This is a genomic window from Methylocaldum sp. RMAD-M, assembly GCF_017832375.1.
Lineage (GTDB): Bacteria > Pseudomonadota > Gammaproteobacteria > Methylococcales > Methylococcaceae > Methylocaldum.
Window position 1 is genome coordinate 48811 of record NZ_JAFIBZ010000020.1, and the last position, 15458, is coordinate 64268.

12 protein-coding genes are annotated in these 15458 nt (G+C 58.5%); 5 read left to right on the plus strand and 7 right to left on the minus strand.

Going from position 1 to position 15458, the window contains the following annotated elements:
* Positions 1 to 266: 266 nt before the first annotated feature.
* From JOD69_RS17130 to surE, 6 genes are all read right to left on the minus strand, one after another.
* A complete protein-coding gene (locus tag JOD69_RS17130) occupies positions 267 to 2573 on the minus strand; it encodes a Tex family protein (protein WP_086133542.1) in 2307 nt (768 codons plus the stop codon).
* 72 nt (positions 2574 to 2645) lie between these two features.
* Positions 2646 to 5324, minus strand: a complete 2679-nt coding sequence (locus tag JOD69_RS17135) for a bifunctional acetate--CoA ligase family protein/GNAT family N-acetyltransferase (RefSeq protein WP_086133543.1) — start codon at positions 5322 to 5324, stop codon at positions 2646 to 2648.
* Between the two features lie 7 nt (positions 5325 to 5331).
* Positions 5332 to 6528, minus strand: a complete 1197-nt coding sequence (locus JOD69_RS17140; RefSeq protein ID WP_210024086.1) for an iron-containing alcohol dehydrogenase — start codon at positions 6526 to 6528, stop codon at positions 5332 to 5334.
* Positions 6525 to 7139: a DedA family protein gene (locus JOD69_RS17145; protein WP_077732479.1), complete on the minus strand. Its 615-nt coding sequence runs from the start codon at positions 7137 to 7139 to the stop codon at positions 6525 to 6527. The genes JOD69_RS17140 and JOD69_RS17145 overlap by 4 nt, the downstream gene beginning before the upstream one ends.
* Before the next feature lie 36 nt (positions 7140 to 7175).
* The gene (locus tag JOD69_RS17150) at positions 7176 to 7835 is read right to left on the minus strand and encodes a protein-L-isoaspartate(D-aspartate) O-methyltransferase (RefSeq protein ID WP_077732478.1); all 660 of its coding nucleotides are present in this window, start codon (positions 7833 to 7835) and stop codon (positions 7176 to 7178) included.
* Complete coding sequence (gene surE, locus JOD69_RS17155; RefSeq protein ID WP_077732477.1) at positions 7832 to 8587, minus strand: 5'/3'-nucleotidase SurE; 756 nt, start codon at positions 8585 to 8587, stop codon at positions 7832 to 7834. The genes JOD69_RS17150 and surE overlap by 4 nt, the downstream gene beginning before the upstream one ends.
* Positions 8588 to 8986: 399 nt before the next feature.
* Between surE and JOD69_RS17160 the strand changes: the two genes are divergently transcribed.
* Together JOD69_RS17160 and JOD69_RS17165 are read left to right on the plus strand one after the other, a co-directional pair.
* On the plus strand, positions 8987 to 9913 hold the full coding sequence (locus tag JOD69_RS17160) for a ZIP family metal transporter (RefSeq protein ID WP_086133561.1): 927 nt from the start codon (positions 8987 to 8989) through the stop codon (positions 9911 to 9913).
* A gap of 12 nt (positions 9914 to 9925) precedes the next feature.
* Complete coding sequence (locus tag JOD69_RS17165) at positions 9926 to 10633, plus strand: TMEM165/GDT1 family protein (RefSeq protein WP_240502650.1); 708 nt, start codon at positions 9926 to 9928, stop codon at positions 10631 to 10633.
* A 223-nt stretch (positions 10634 to 10856) separates the two neighbouring features.
* Here JOD69_RS17165 and JOD69_RS17170 read toward each other — a convergent pair whose 3' ends face one another.
* The gene (locus JOD69_RS17170) at positions 10857 to 11060 is read right to left on the minus strand and encodes a type II toxin-antitoxin system VapB family antitoxin (RefSeq protein WP_077732474.1); all 204 of its coding nucleotides are present in this window, start codon (positions 11058 to 11060) and stop codon (positions 10857 to 10859) included.
* A gap of 208 nt (positions 11061 to 11268) precedes the next feature.
* Between JOD69_RS17170 and JOD69_RS17175 the strand changes: the two genes are divergently transcribed.
* The 3 genes from JOD69_RS17175 (at position 11269) to fliD (ending at position 15458) form a co-directional block, all read left to right on the plus strand.
* Entirely contained in the window at positions 11269 to 12777 is a 1509-nt protein-coding gene (locus tag JOD69_RS17175; protein ID WP_077732473.1) for a flagellin, read from the plus strand.
* 124 nt (positions 12778 to 12901) lie between these two features.
* Positions 12902 to 13291 (plus strand): flagellar protein FlaG, encoded by a 390-nt coding sequence (locus JOD69_RS17180; protein WP_168175539.1) that lies wholly within the window; start codon positions 12902 to 12904, stop codon positions 13289 to 13291.
* Between the two features lie 115 nt (positions 13292 to 13406).
* On the plus strand, positions 13407 to 15458 hold the full coding sequence (gene fliD / locus JOD69_RS17185; protein WP_086133545.1) for a flagellar filament capping protein FliD: 2052 nt from the start codon (positions 13407 to 13409) through the stop codon (positions 15456 to 15458).

Genomic DNA, 15458 nt, shown 5'->3' on the forward strand with positions numbered 1-15458 from the left:
TAGAGCATTTTCCGGTTTGACGTAGCGCCCGAAGTAGGTCGGCAATCCTTTGCCGACACCTTCGCCGGCAAAGGATTGCCGACCTACCACATGCGGGGCGGTTTTCCCAGTCTACGCCGGTCACTGTGGCGAAAAACGCTTAGGGCGCGAGTAAAACCGCGTCCGGTGGGGCTGTTACCGGCCGCGTATAAGAAGCGGCTTATAGCGCCGGGAGGTGGGGGATTCCGTTGGAACCCGTCGCGCCGCCGTAACCGGCGTAATGACTATCAGCCTTTCCGGAGTGCTTTGGCCAACGCCTCCGCCATGGCGCCTTGCGGTTTGGAGGAGGGTTCCTGCCGTGGCTTTTTGGCTCTGGGTTCGGCTGTCCTACCCGAGGTGCGCGACGAATCCCGCTCCGAACCGGGAGTGGGGGCCGCATCCTTTTTCATCGACAGACCGATGCGGCGTCTCGGTACGTCCACTTCAAGCACTTTCACTTTCACCACGTCTCCCGCCTTGACCACCTCGCGCGGGTCTTTGACGAACTTGTCGGACAAGTGCGAGATGTGCACCAGGCCGTCCTGGTGCACGCCGATGTCGACGAAAGCGCCGAAATTGGTGACATTGGTGACGACGCCTTCGAGCATCATGCCGGGTTTGAGGTCCTCGATCTTGTCCACGCCTTCCTTGAACTGTGCGGTCTTGAATTCCGGACGCGGATCGCGGCCGGGCTTTTCCAGCTCGCGCAGAATGTCGGTGACGGTCGGAAGGCCGAAGCGTTCGTCGGTGTAATTCTCGGCGTTGACGCCGCGTAGGAAGGCCGCGTTGCCGATCAATTCGCGGATATCCTTGCCGGTGGTGCCGATGATGCGTTCCACCACCGGATAAGCCTCGGGGTGCACGGCCGAGGTGTCGAGCGGATTGTTCCCGTTCATGATGCGGAGAAATCCGGCCGCCTGCTCGAAGGTTTTTTCTCCGAGTCGCGGGACTTTTTTGAGATCTTCGCGGCTGTTGAAAGCGCCGTTCTGGTTTCGGTATTCGACGATGTTCTGGCTGATGGTCTGGGACAGTCCGGAAACGTAACGGAGCAGCGAAGCCGAAGCCGTGTTCACGTCGACGCCCACGGCATTCACGCAGTCCTCGACCACCGCGTCGAGGCTTTTAGAGAGCTGCGACTGGTTAACATCGTGCTGGTATTGGCCGACGCCTATGGCCTTGGGTTCGATTTTTACCAGTTCGGCCAAGGGGTCCTGCAAGCGGCGGGCGATCGAAACGGCACCGCGCAGTGAGACGTCGAGATCCGGAAATTCCTTGGCGGCCAGCTCGGACGCCGAATAAACCGATGCCCCCGCCTCCGACACCATCACCTTGGTGATATTCAATTCGGGATGGCGCTTGATGAGATCGCCGACCAGCTGATCGGTCTCGCGGGAGGCGGTGCCGTTGCCCGTGGCGACCAGTTCGACGCCGTGCTGGGCGATCAGCCGGGCCAGCGTTGCGATCGATTGATCCCACTGATTTTGCGGCACGTGGGGGTAAATCGTCGCGGTTTCCAGCAGCTTGCCGGTTTTGTCCACCACCGCGACCTTGACGCCGGTGCGTAGCCCCGGATCCAGGCCCATGGTGGTGCGGGGGCCGGCGGGCGCCGCGAGCAGCAAATCCTTGAGGTTCTTGGCGAAAACCTGAATCGCCTCGGCTTCGGCGGCTTCGCGGAGGCGCTGCTTGAGGTCGAGGTCGATGCGGGTCAGGATTTTGACTTTCCAGGCGTAATGCACCGTGTCGGCCAGCCAGCGGTCCGCGAGCCGCCCTTTGTCGGCGATGCCGAAGGTCCTCGCGATCAGGCTTTCCGCGGCTTTATGCGCGGCGTCCTCATCCTTGCCGACTTTCAGGGCCAGGTCCAGCACGTCCTCGTTGCGTCCCCGGAACAGGGCCAGCGCGCGATGGGACGGGATCTTCGCGATAGGCTCGGCGAAATCGAAATAGTCCCGGAACTTCGCTCCGGCCTGTTCTTTCCCATCGGCGACCGTCGAGGCGAGGATGCCCTCGTTCCAAATTCGTTCACGCAGCTCGGCCAGAAGCCCGGCGTGCTCGGCGAACCGTTCCATGAGGATTTGCCTTGCCCCTTCCAGCGCCGCCGCGACGTCGGGAACGCCTTTGTCCGCATCGACGTATTGCTGTGCTTCCGTCTCCGGTACCAGGGACGGATCGCCAAGCAAGGCGTCGGCCAGGGGTTCCAGACCGGCTTCCCGCGCGATTTGGGCCTTGGTGCGCCGTTTGGGTTTGTAGGGAAGGTAAAGGTCTTCCAGCAGGGTCTTGGTGTCGGCGGCGAGAATGGCTTGTTCCAGCTCCGGAGTCAGCTTGTCCTGTTCTCGGATGCTGTCCAGGATGATCTGGCGGCGGTCCTCGAGTTCGCGGAGATAAGAGAGCCGAACTTCCAAGGTTCTGAGCTGGGTATCGTCCAAACCGCCCGTCGCTTCTTTACGGTAGCGCGCGATAAACGGTACCGTGGCCCCTTCGTCCAGCAGGTCCACGGCTGCCTGGACCTGTCTTTCTCGGACGCCGAGCTCTTCAGCGATACGGGCGATGATGTTCATCAACAAACCTCAAGAGTAAAAAGGGGTGAAATTTTAGCATTCGCGGATGTTTCCAAAAATCCGCCAGTAGAATCACAGTGACTTTTCGGCGATGACGATGGTGGAGTCGTCGGTTTTGGTATGACAGGTGAACGCCAGCCGTTTCATTAGGCCGAGCATTTTGACGTTGTTCGCCAGGATTTCGCCCCGCAAAGATTTGAGCCCCATCTCGCGAGCGGCGTCGATCAGGCAGGACATCAGCCGTGTACCCAACCCACGGTGCTGCCATTCGTCGGCAACCACCAGGGCGAATTCGGCGGTTTCGCCATCCGGATTGGTGAAATAGCGCGCCACGCCGAGTTCCGTTTCTTCGGCCCCGGAATCGACGATGGCGACGAGCGCCAGTTCGCGGTCGTAATCAAGCTGAGTCAAACGTATCAGCATGTCCTGACTCAATTCCTGCAAGGCGTTCATGAAGCGGAAGAATTTGGCCTCGGGCGAAAGCTGCTTCACGAAACGCTTCTCGATTTCCGCGTCTTCGGGACGGATCGGCCGAATGATGATGTTGGTGCCGTCGGCGAGCTGATACTGTCTAATCAAGTGGCCGGGATAGGGGTGGACAGCCATGTGCCCGTAGGGCCGGCGTCCAGGCTGCGGCTCATGCACCGCAATGCGGGCATCCAGGGCGAACACGCCTTGGTCGTCCGCCACCAGAGGATTGATGTCCATCTCCTTGATCTCGGGGAGTTCGCAGACCATCTCCGAGAGCCGCAGCAACACTTGTTCGATCGCCTCCAGCTTGACCGGCGGGAGGTTGCGGAACTGTCCGAGCAGCCGTGCGACACGGGTTTGGCCGATCATCGTCTGGACGATGTGCTCGTTGAGCGGGGGCAGGGCGACCGCACGGTCCTTGAGGATTTCCACCGCCGTGCCGCCCGAGCCGAAACTCACGACCGGGCCGAAAATCGGATCGTCGACCACGCCGACCAGCAGTTCCCGGCCGTTGCGGTTACGGTACATCTTTTCGACCGTTACGCCCTCGATCCGCGCGTTCGGCCTTCGGGCTTGCACCGTCGACACCAGATCGTTATAGGCGTTCCGCACCGTCTGGGCGCTGTTGATGTTGAGCCGGACGCCGTCGACATCGGACTTGTGGGTGATGTCCGGCGACAGAATCTTCAGCGCGACCGGAAAACCCAGGTATTCGGCCGCCGATAACGCCTCGTTGGGCGAATGGGCGTTCAGCGCCGGCGGCACGGGAATGTCGAAGGCGCGCAGAACGGCGCGGGTCTCGAGCGAGGATAGCAGCGTCCGCCGTTCCGCCAGGGCGCCCTCGATGATGAGGCGGGCGCCGGTCAGGTCGGGCATCTGGTGCGAGGCCAACGGCCCCGGCACCTGCATCAGCATCTGTTGGTTACGGTGATATTCCGCCAGATAGCCGAACGCTTCGATGGCGCTCTCGGGGTTCGCGAAGGTCGGAATCTGATGTGCGGTAAACAGTTCTCGCCCTTTTTGGACGTAGGTTTCTCCCAGCCAGCAGGTGAGTATCGGCTTGCGGCTCTGTTCGGCGGCGCGAATGACGGCCTCCGCGGCTTCCGTGGGATCGGTCATGGCCTGCGGCGTGAGCAACACCAGGGCGCCGTCCACGCTTTCGTCGGCCAGACAGACCTCGACGGCCGCCCGATACCGTTCGGGGGTGGCGTCGCCCAGGATATCGACGGGATTATTGTGCGACCACTGTTTGGGCAGCACCGCGTTCAGCTTGTCGAAGGTCGGTCCGCCCAGTTCGGCGAGCCGGATGCCTTGCTCGACGGCCCGGTCGGTTGCCATCACCCCCGGTCCGCCCGCGTTGGTGATGATCACGAGGCGATTGCCTCGAACGCGGTGCTGGGTCGCGAGGAGCTGGGCGGCGGCGAAAAGCTGTTCGATGGTGGTGGCCCGAACCACGCCGGCCCTTTGCAGCGCGGCGTCGAAGACATCATCCGAACCGACCAGCGCGCCGGTGTGCGACATGGCCGCTCGGGAGCCTTCGGCATGGCGGCCGGCCTTGATCACGATCACCGGCTTCATGCGAGCCGCGGCCCTGAGCCCGCTCATGAAACGCCGCGCATCACGCACGCCTTCCACGTACATCAGGATGCTGCGGGTTTCGGGATCGAGAGCGAGATAGTCTAGGATGTCCCCGAAGGTGACATCGGCTCCGGCGCCCAAGGACACCATGGTCGAAAAACCGATGCGATGGGCGCTCGCCCAGTCCAGAATCGCCGTGCAAAGCGCTCCCGATTGGGAGACGAGGGCGAGCGAACCCGGTTCCGCGACATTATTGCTGAAAGTGGCGTTGAGGCCGACCGAAGGGCGCATCAGCCCTAAACAGTTGGGACCGAGAATCCGGAGCCCGTAGTGCTTGGCTTCGTCCAGTAAGGCCCGCTCCAGCATCCGGCCGGCGCCTTCCTGTTCGGCAAATCCCGCCGAAATGACGATGGCGGCCTTGACCCCTTGTTGGCCGCAAGCGCGGATGATGAGGGGGACGGTGGCGGCCGGTGTGGCGATGATCGCGAGATCCACGTGTTCCTTCACCTCTTCGATCGACGAGAAACAGACCTGATCCCGGACCAGTTGATACTTGGGATTGATCGGGTAGATCGGGCCTTGAAAACCGCCGTCCAAGAGATTTTGATAGATCCGTGCGCCGACCGAGTCGGGCAACTCGCTGGCCCCGAACACGGCTATGGACTTCGGGCTGAACAAATGCTCGAGGTAATGGCGTGCCATATCGGCCTCAGATTCTGGTGAGGAGGATTTCGCCGATTTCGCCGTCGGTGAGCGTTACCGGATTGGTCTGCATGCTGGTGCCGCGGGCGTTGGCGACGATCTTAGGGATGTGCGCCGATTCCACGCCGAAATGGCCGAGGCGCTTCAGAGCCAGCCGTTCGGTCCAATCGTGCAACTGTTCGACCAAGGCGTTGCAAGTTTCCATCTGGGTTTTGAAGCCATGGCCGGTCAGGAGTTCGGCGATACCGGCGTATTTCTTCAAGGCCGGATTCTCCGGAGCTCTCTCCCGCAGTGCGCGGATATTGATGGCCGTGGCTTCGGCGAGCAGGGTGCCGCAGGCGAGACCGTGGGGTATCGGATAGAAAGCACCCAGCGGCGCGGCGAGCCCGTGTACCGAGCCCAGTCCCGCCTGCGCCAGGGTGACGCCGGACACGAGCGATGCATAAGCGATGGCGCTGCGCCCGGCTCGGGCTTGCTCGCCGTCGCCTCCTTTCAATGCTGCGACGAACCCGCCGCAAAATGCTTCCATGCCGCTTTTCGCGAGGGCGTCGGTCATCGGGTTGGCGCGAGCGGAAACGTACGATTCCAATAATTGCGTGAACGCGTCCATGCCGTCGGCGGCGATGAGATCCGGCGGGCAAGTGTCGAGCAGATCGGGATCGACGATCGCGTATTCGGGAACCAGGCAGTCATGGCGGAACGATTTCTTGAAGCCGTGCTCGCCGCGCACGCTCAAGACGGCGTTCTTGGTCGCTTCGCTGCCGGTGCCGGCGGTGGTGGGCACGGCGATGAACGGCGTAGCAGGTCCGGTGTAAGGAATGTTACGGCCTACGCCCTCGAGGTGATCCATGACCGAATTGCCGTGGGGCAGGAGTCCCGCGATGGCCTTGGCGGCGTCCAGCACGCTGCCGCCCCCGATGGCGACCACCAGGCCGATGTTGCGGCCATGAAAGGCGGCGACAGCATCGTCCACCAACTGCGGCGTGGGCTCGTCGCTGACGGTCATGTGTTCGAAGATCATGCCCTGCTCGGTCAGGTTATCCGTCAGCCAGGGCCAGCGCGACGACGAGCGGAAGGAGCGCACTCCGGTGACGAGCAGCGCTTTGTGACCGTAGGAGCGAGCCAGTTTCGGCAGTTCCGCCAATTGGCCGGAACCGAAAAGAATGCGGGGAAGGCGGGAAATCGAAAATACGGGGATAGTCATGAGTGCGTCTGGCTGCGGGTCCTGCGGCGATGGATCGCGACATAAATTCCAACCAGGACGATGCTGAATATGATCACGTCGATGACCGCGTGTTCCGAATAGCGCGCGATCAGCTCCTGGTTTTCACCGATGAAATAGCCGATCCAGCTGAGCACCGATACCCAGATCCCCGCCCCGAGCAGCGTGTAAAAGCTGAACTTGAGATGATTCATGTTGGCGAGGCCGGCCGGTAACGAGATCAGATGTCTCGCTACGGGCAGGAGGCGGCCGACGAAGGTGGAGATTTCACCATGTGCCAAGAAAAACTTCTCCACACGGTTGAAGTGCTCCTCGGTAATCCAGACGTATTTGCCGTATTTGATCAGGAGCGGCCTGCCCAGCCAGCGCGCGACGAAATAGTTGGCGTAAGCCCCGACCAGGCTTCCCGCCGTTCCGCTGAGGATCACCAGGGTCATGTCCATCTTGCCCTGCTGGGCCAGATAGCCCGCGGGCGGCATGACGATTTCGCTGGGGATGGGGAAAACCGAGCTTTCCATGGCCATCAGCAGAAAAATTCCGGTGTAGCCCATCGCGCCGATGGTCGTCACCAGCCAATTGATCAGTTCATGCATCGGGAATTCCTTAATCCTGAAAGAGAGGGCTGTTTGTCAAAGCAATCCGCCTTGCAGAGGCACGAAGCTGACAGGTTCGATGATTTCCGCCTGAAACCCGACTTCCGTGCGCGTAATCCGCTGTAGAAACTGCTCGCGTCCGTCGCCGATGGGTATCACCATGACACCACCCCGTGCCATTTGGTCGAGCAGTGGCTGCGGCAGCTCCGGCGGTGCCGCGGTGACGATGATGCCGTCGTAGGGCGCGTAATCGTCCCAGCCCCAGCCGCCGTCACTGTGCTTCATGCGCACATTGCGCAGGTGAAGATCCTGAATGCAGCGGCGGGCGCGCTGCTGAAGGGGGTAAATGCGTTCCACCGAATGAACCCGCTTTACGAGTTGCGCCAATACAGCGGTCTGGTAACCCGAGCCGGTGCCGACTTCGAGCACCTTGTCCAACGGGCCTTTTTCCAGCAGCAGTTCGGTCATGCGAGCCACGATATAAGGCTGGGAGATCGTCTGGTTGAATCCGATCGGGAGCGCCGTGTCTTCGTACGCACGGCTCGCGAAAGCCTCTTCGACAAAAATATGTCTGGGCGTTTCCAGCATGACGGCTAGCACAGACTGATTGCTGATTCCTTGTTCCTTCAATCGGCTGACCATGCGCTCCCGCGTTCTGCGGGAGGTCATGCCGATACCCTGAAGCCGACGGTTCATGGAATAACCTCACGCGGAAGCCAGTCGGCCAATCGCTGAAGACTTTCGTAACGGGTCAAATCGATTTGCAAAGGTGTGACGGATACGTAGTTGTTGCGTATGGCGTGAAAATCGGTGCCGGGTCCGGCATCTTGCTCCGGACCGGCGGAGCCGATCCAGTAGATCTCGCGCCCGCGCGGGTCGGTCGTCCGGATCACGGGTTCGGCCTTGTGGCGCTGGCCCAGACGAGTGGATTGGAAGCCACGAAGCTCTGTCAGGGGAATATCGGGCACGTTGACGTTCAGTATAGTATCGGCCGGCAAGGGGTGTTCCTGGATCTGTTTGAGCAAGGTGACGGCAACTTGGGCTGCCGTGTCGAAGTGCTGCGGATTGCTCGACGCCAAGGAGACCGCGACCGCCGGAAGCCCCAAAAAACGCCCTTCGGTGGCTGCCGCCACCGTGCCGGAGTAGATAACGTCATCTCCCAGGTTGGAACCGTGATTGATGCCGGCGAACACCATGTCCGGCTCCTCATGTAACAATCCCGTGATAGCCAAATGCACGCAATCGGTCGGTGTGCCGTCGATCTTGATGAAGCCGCTTTCGGTTTGGCTGACGCGCAAAGGTCTGTCCAAGGTTAGCGAATTGCTCGCTCCGCTGCGGTTTCGTTCGGGGGCAACAACCGTCAGTCGCGCCCGTTGCCCCAGCGCATTTGCCAAGGCGATCAGTCCTTGGGCGGAATAACCGTCGTCGTTGCTCAACAATATATGCATCAGGCATGCTCCCCCTATTCCTTGACCATTTTACACAAGAACCGGGCCAGTCGGCGCATCTGCTGCGATAGGCGGCTGATGGTCGGCGGGTACAGCCGGCTTCAACTATCGATAACAGATAAGGGGAATTGCGGCATTGGCGGCTCTGCCTTGACGCTGGTTAACGAATCCTCGACGATTGCAAGATTGTCATGGAAGTCGTCACCCCGGCAGGGAAGGGTCATCCGGGCGCTCCCCGGATGACCGTTTGCGATTGGATTGCCGGGGTCCAGAGGCCATGGATGGCAGAGGCGGATCACATCCCTGTGCCCTGGATTCCGGCAATCCCTGCCGGAATGACGGCAAGAAAAATGTATAGATATGGTCCATCCGAACTTACCCCACCAAGGATTTCATCCGATGAACTCGCAACGTTTGAATATGCTGGCCGAGAAGCTCCGCGCCAACGCTCTGTATCAGAAATATGCTCGCCTGCCGACGCTAGCTCAAAAGCTTATCCTGGTGAGCTCGATCACTTTCCTGACGACCTTGTTTCTGGTCGTGATGTATTTCTTTGTCGATCCGATCATCGCCATGGGGGCCTTCGCCAGCATTCTGGCTGGATTGGCCACGGGATTCGGTGCCTTGCCCGCTCTACTGTTCAAGGATGTTTCCAGCAGGACCCTTTATCTGATGCTGGGCGGAGCCGCCGGCGTGATGCTGGCAGCCACGGCGTTCTCGCTTATCGTTCCGGGCATCCAGGCCGGCAATCAGCTGTGGCCGGGTCTCGGTGTGTACGTGGTTGCGGCGGGGGTCATGATCGGCGCGGTTTTTCTGGTATTGGCGGATAGTTGGCTGCCGTATGAGCGGTTTCTGGGCGAAAGCCGAGAAACCTTCGACTCGCTGCGAAAGATTTGGCTCTTTATCGCCGCGATCGTCATGCACAACCTGCCGGAAGGCATGGCCGTCGGCGTAAGTTTCGGTTCCGGCGACTGGCACAACGGAGCAGCCTTGGCGATCGCGGTCGGTCTGCAGAATATCCCGGAAGGCTTGGCGGTGGCGATGCCGCTGGTGGCCCTGGGCTATCGGCGGCAACAGGCGGTATTGATCGCGACCTTGACGGGGCTGATCGAGCCGGTCGGCGGCTTTCTCGGCGTTGCCGCAGTCACGATGTTCTTGCCTTTATTGCCTATCGGTATGGCGTTCGCCGCCGGAGCCATGCTGTTCGTCATCAGCGACGACATCATTCCCGAAACCCAATCCCAGGGCAAAGCGCGCTATGCGACCTTTGCGCTGATGTTTGGCTTCATCATCATGATGATTTTGGACAACCTGATCACGACCTGAGTATCCGACCCTGTGGCTTGCAATCTGATTAACGAAGTAGGGGTGTGGCTGGATCGAAGCCTGCCGGCGATCGACTGGGCACGGTGGTGGGCGTCGTCGGGTACCGCGTTCGCGCTGGTCGCAGCAGCCGAGTTCGGCGACAAAAGCCAGCTGGTATGCATGACTTTGGCTGTGCGGCACCGGCATTGGCCTATTCTGCTCGGCGCCGTGTTCGCTTTTGCCGTCTTGAATCTAGTCGCCGTAGTCTTCGGAGCGGCGGCAGCCCGGTGGCTGCCCGATTCCGTGGTGTCCCTGGCGGTCGCTCTCTTGTTTGCGGTCTTCGGCGTGAAAGCTTTGCTTTTTAGGGAGGAAGAGGAGGGCGAGTTCATCAAGGCAAAAACCGGTCACGGCATCTTTTTGACGACCTTCCTGATGATTTTCCTTGCCGAATTCGGCGATAAAACTCAACTGGCGGTCGCCGGTTTAGGTGCGGCAGCACCGCCTGTGCCGGTTTGGCTTGGCGCCACCGCGGCTCTGGGCGTGACGTCCGCGTTAGGGATTTGGGCAGGCGCCACACTGCTCCGGAAGACGCCTCAGCGGGCGCTACATATCGCTAGCGGTTTGTTGTTTCTGGGATTCGCGGTTTTTGCGGCGTCCAGAATAGTGCCCGAGGAGTTATGGAGCTGGCTACAAAGCAGCTTCGATCGATTCGTCTCCACCGTTCGAGAACTGTTTTCATAACGCGCCGACAGCCGAAGTCGTTTCAGTCCGGGCTGCCGGTCAAGCCAGAGCTGTAGGATGCGGTGAGCGAAGTGAACCGCATCGTTCGCGATCTGGTCAGGCCAGATTCAATTCCTCCACCACGATACGCCGCCATCCAGTATTCGGCGGAACTGTTCCGTAGCGGGGTTTCCCCTTTGCCGTAGGAGATCGATCCATACCGAAGTATCCGCCAAATACATGCTTAGCTCTGCTCGGCGCGCAGTGTCTTGGAATCGTAGTTCGGGTCGATTTCCACCGTAGCGATCAAGTCCCGAACGTCCTTCCGTTTTCGATTGGCCACGAACTCCCGGAGTGCCCGCTCGACCAGTTCACGCTTAGTCTTGGCATCGGAATACTTGAAAGCCTCTCTGACCTGCTCGTCGTTAAGAACGATGTTCGTACGCATATCAATACACTTCCTGGGGCGTATTTTGGCGCCATGCCGGAGGCGACGTCATAGGAAACAGCGCATCTTGGCCATAACTTAAGGCCGACAGAAAAACCTTTAAAGTTTCCGCCGTGGTGTCCGATAACGTTTACGAGAGTTGAATGCACAGCGCTGATGTCCTTGAGCTCGTCGATTTGAAAAATCCTAAAAGTTGAAGGAGACGATCATGTCCCAAGTGATTAATACCAATATTTCCTCGCTTAACGCTCAGCGCCAGTTGCTGAAGTCATCCAACGCGATGCAGACTGCAATGCAACGCTTGTCGTCCGGTGTGCGCATTAATAGCGCAAAAGACGACGCAGCCGGCCTTGCCATTGCAGACCGGATGACCGCGCAAATTAAAGGTTTGAATCAGGCCGCCCGAAATGCCAACGACGGCATTTCCATCGCGCAAGTCGCCGAAGGCGCCTTGGGAGAGGTCACGAACGCGCTGCAGCGTATGAGGGAACTGGCCGTACAATCCGCCAACGATACCAATACCGCGACCGATCGTGCTTCCCTGCAGAAGGAAGTGGCTCAGTTGCAGCAGGAGATTACCCGTATCGCCACTCAAACCCAATTCAACGGAAAAAATCTGCTGGATGGCTCGTTCACGAGTGCGAAATTTCAGGTTGGTGCGTATGCCGATCAGACGATCAGTTTCTCGATCGGGAACAGCAAGGCGACCAATATCGGATCGAACAGTCTCACCAATACGACGGGTACTGCGGTAGAGGCGGCGGCGGCAAGTGCTGATAAGACTGCTTTGACCGCTCTCAACCGTGTTGCGGCACAAAATCTAACGGTTACCGGGAATATCGGGTCCGCGACCTTGGCCGTAGCAAACAATGATTCAGCCAATGCGATCGCGACGGCTGTGAATAACGCCACGGCATCCACGGGCGTAACGGCAACGGCGCTGACTAAAGCAACTCTTTCCGGTCTAGCCGCTGCCGGTACGTTGACGTTTAATTTGTATGGTTCGAACAGCAGCGCCGTTGCGATCTCGGCAAACGTCTCCAGTACTGGCGATCTCACTTCGCTGGCGGAAGCCATTAATGGTGCGGCGGCAAGTACCGGTATCACCGCAGAACTGGATGCTTCGAGAAGTTCGATCACGCTGAGCCAAGCCGAAGGTTACGATATTGTCATCGAAGACTTTTTAAATAGCGCCGGCGCGGGCGGTACTATCAATTTCCAAGGCTTGAACGCTGACACCGGGGCAACGGAAGGTGCCGCCGCTACCTTGGGCGCAGCGGTGGGAACAGACTCTAGTAAAGTGGTCGGAACCCTCATGTTTAGCTCCGCAAGCTCGTACACCGTCACCACGGATACGACGGGTACCTTGTTCAGTGCAGCGACGAATGCAAGCACTCTAAGTGCAGTGGGAAGCATTAACGTCGGTACTCAGTCGGGGGCAAACTCGGCTATTAAGTCTGTCGATGGTGCACTCGCTTTCGTTGACGACCTCCGCGCCACCCTGGGCGCTGTCCAAAACCGCTTCAGCTCAGCGGTAGCCAATATGCAGGCCACTTCGCAAAACATCAGCGCCGCAAGAAGCCGTGTGTTCGATGCCGATTTCGCGGCTGAAACGTCCGAGCTGAGCCGGAATCAGATCCTGCAGCAGGCCGGTACGGCAATGTTGGCACAGGCGAATGCCTCAACCCAAAACGTGCTCTCGCTGCTTCGGGGTTAATTTCCGAGCTGGCTAAACCGGAAAGCGGGAACACTGAGGCGTTCCCGCTTTCTTCTTCGAGCAATAGGAGATCGATATGGAAGCCCCGATAGCTTTAGGCAATGTAACGGCTCTGAAGCCGAACATGGTGCGCCGCCAGACGGCAGACGAGGTGGGCTCTGAAACCCTCGCCGCAGCGGGAAGCACCGGGGCGGTAGAGCAGGTTTCTACGGTTAGGGCGGTTCCCCCGGCTTTGGCCGCCGAGGCGTTTGCTTCCTCGGGAAGAGAAGGAGAGAAGCGGCAGGACGAAGTCGCCCATGCCGTGCGCAATTTCAACGAATTTTTTCAAATGGTGCGGAGAACGGTCCAGTTTTCCATTGACGAAGATTCGGGCCGAACGATAGTGCAAGTCAGGGATGCCGAAACCGATGAACTTATTCGCCAAATCCCCTCGGAAGAGATTTTGCGACTCGCAAAACATTTAGACGAATTCAAAGATGGATTTAAAGGCATGTTGTTGAAAGAAAAAGTGTGAGTTTGGAGGGTTTGTCGGTTCGGCTGACGAGTCCGCGCGGCCGAATCGGTCCAAGCGTAAGGCGCGGATATATCCTTATCGGGACAGAGCGGCAACAGGCAAGGCGGAGGGTTTGATGGCAGGTATTACATCGACGGGGCTCGGATCCGGCCTCAATATATCCAGCATGGTCAGCCAATTGGTGCAGGCGGAGCGTGCTCCGTTCGCTGCCCGTTTGGATCGGCAAGAAGCCGAGATCCAATCCAAGATTTCCTCGTTTGGAAATTTCAAGAGCGCTTTATCGGCTTTTCGGGATAGCCTCTCGGCGTTGAAAAACCTGAGTAGTTTTCAAAAGATCGGCGCAACTTCCAGCGACAGCAGTATTGTCAGTGCTTCGGCGGAAAGCAATGCCGATCTGGGTAATTACAAGATCGAGGTCAAGCAACTCGCGCAGAGCCACGCACTGGCAACCGGTTACTTCGCATCGGCCAACGCAGTGGTTGGAACCGGGACTTTGACGCTGAAATTCGGCACTACGGACTATACGCCGCCGGTGGATGCCACCCCGGGTAGTTATAACGGATTTACCCAAAATCGCGACAAAGGCACGCTGACCCTTGAGATCGACTCGAGCAACAATACCCTCAGCGGCATCCGAGATGCTATCAACAACGCCAAGGCCGGAGTGACTGCGGTTATAGTCAACGATAGCGGCGGTTCTCGCCTTGTACTGAATTCGAGTGAAACCGGCGCCGAGAACAGCTTGCAGATCAGCGTAGCCGATGATGATGGAAATTCGGTCGACGCCTCAGGCCTGTCCGTCCTGTCTTTTAATGCCGCCGCTGCTAACCTCCAGCAGACCCAGATGGCGTTGGACTCGAAAATCGCTATCAATGGACTTGAGGTTACCAATGCGAGCAACACGATCAAAGATGCTCTTAAAGGGGTGACGTTAAATCTTCAATCCGCTCAATCCGAGAAGATCGTCAATGTGTCGGTCAGCCAGAGCAATGACGACATCAAAAAGCTTATAGAAGGTTTCGTAAAAAGTTTTAACGAATTGGCAAAGACGGACCGAAGCTTAACCGGCTATGACGCAGCCCAGAAAGCAGGCGGAATTTTACAGGGCGATCCCACGGTACGCGGCGGTATGGGGCAGCTTCGCTCGGAACTGGGACGATTTATCCAAGGTCTCGAAGGTTCGGCGAAAACCTTGGCCCATATAGGAATCCGAACGCAAAGAGACGGCACCCTCAATTTGGACAGTTCCAAGCTAAACGAGGCGCTAAATGCGGATCGGAGCAGCGTAGCCGCTTTGTTTGCGGCTATCGGGCGTCCCACGGATTCCGGGGTGATATATTCCAGCAATACCGTCGATACCAAGCCGGGAACTTATGCGGTCAACATTACCCAAGCAGCTACCCAGGGCTTTCTGAACGGCGGTGCCGTCAATTCATTGGTGGTGGACGGCGACAACGACACCTTCAAGATCAAAGTCGATGGGGTCTTGTCGGCAGATATCACCTTGACGCAAGCGACCTATAGCAATCATGCGGCTCTGGCGGCAGAGATTCAATCCCGCATCAATGGCGACAGTGCCCTCAAAGCAAAAGGTATTTCAGTCGGCGTGAGTTATGACGATGTCAATAATCGATTTGTCATTCAATCCAAAAATTATGGCTCGGAGTCTCAAGTTGAAATCACGCAGGTCGATATTAATAGTGAAGCGACCTTGGGATTAAAGCTCGCCTCTAGTTCGACGGAGGGCACCGGGGGCATGGATGTCGCCGGAAGCATCGGAGGTTTGGAGGCAACGGGCAAAGGGCAAGAATTGACCGCAACGGCGGGCGATGCCCAGGGGCTTAAGCTTCTGATCTCGGATACCAAGACCGGCGACCGGGGCGAGGTTGGTTTTTCCCGTGGGCTGATAGAACGACTGGACAAGGTGCTTGCCGGATTGTTGGACAGTAAAGGAGCCATAAAGGCGCGTACTGACGGTCTGGAAAAGAATCTCGAGAAAATTCAAGAAAGCCGAGAGCGTTTAGAGAGTCGAATGAGTGATTTCGAAAAGCGTCTTCTGGATCGATTCAATAAGATGGATGCTCTTTTGGGGCAGTTTCAGAGTATCAGCAGTTATTTGAGTCAGCAGTTGGCCGCTTTGCCATTGGCTAACCAAAACAAGAAATAA

Coding starts and splice junctions, on each gene's coding strand:
- JOD69_RS17160 (WP_086133561.1), top strand. CDS start 8,987: ATGAACTCGCAACGTTTGAATATGCTGGCCGAGAAGCTCCGCGCCAAC.
- surE (WP_077732477.1), bottom strand. CDS start 8,587: ATGCATATATTGTTGAGCAACGACGACGGTTATTCCGCCCAAGGACTG.
- JOD69_RS17175 (WP_077732473.1), top strand. CDS start 11,269: ATGTCCCAAGTGATTAATACCAATATTTCCTCGCTTAACGCTCAGCGC.
- JOD69_RS17145 (WP_077732479.1), bottom strand. CDS start 7,139: ATGCATGAACTGATCAATTGGCTGGTGACGACCATCGGCGCGATGGGC.
- JOD69_RS17170 (WP_077732474.1), bottom strand. CDS start 11,060: ATGCGTACGAACATCGTTCTTAACGACGAGCAGGTCAGAGAGGCTTTC.
- JOD69_RS17135 (WP_086133543.1), bottom strand. CDS start 5,324: ATGGCACGCCATTACCTCGAGCATTTGTTCAGCCCGAAGTCCATAGCC.
- JOD69_RS17150 (WP_077732478.1), bottom strand. CDS start 7,835: ATGAACCGTCGGCTTCAGGGTATCGGCATGACCTCCCGCAGAACGCGG.
- JOD69_RS17130 (WP_086133542.1), bottom strand. CDS start 2,573: ATGAACATCATCGCCCGTATCGCTGAAGAGCTCGGCGTCCGAGAAAGA.
- JOD69_RS17140 (WP_210024086.1), bottom strand. CDS start 6,528: ATGACTATCCCCGTATTTTCGATTTCCCGCCTTCCCCGCATTCTTTTC.
- JOD69_RS17180 (WP_168175539.1), top strand. CDS start 12,902: ATGGTGCGCCGCCAGACGGCAGACGAGGTGGGCTCTGAAACCCTCGCC.
- fliD (WP_086133545.1), top strand. CDS start 13,407: ATGGCAGGTATTACATCGACGGGGCTCGGATCCGGCCTCAATATATCC.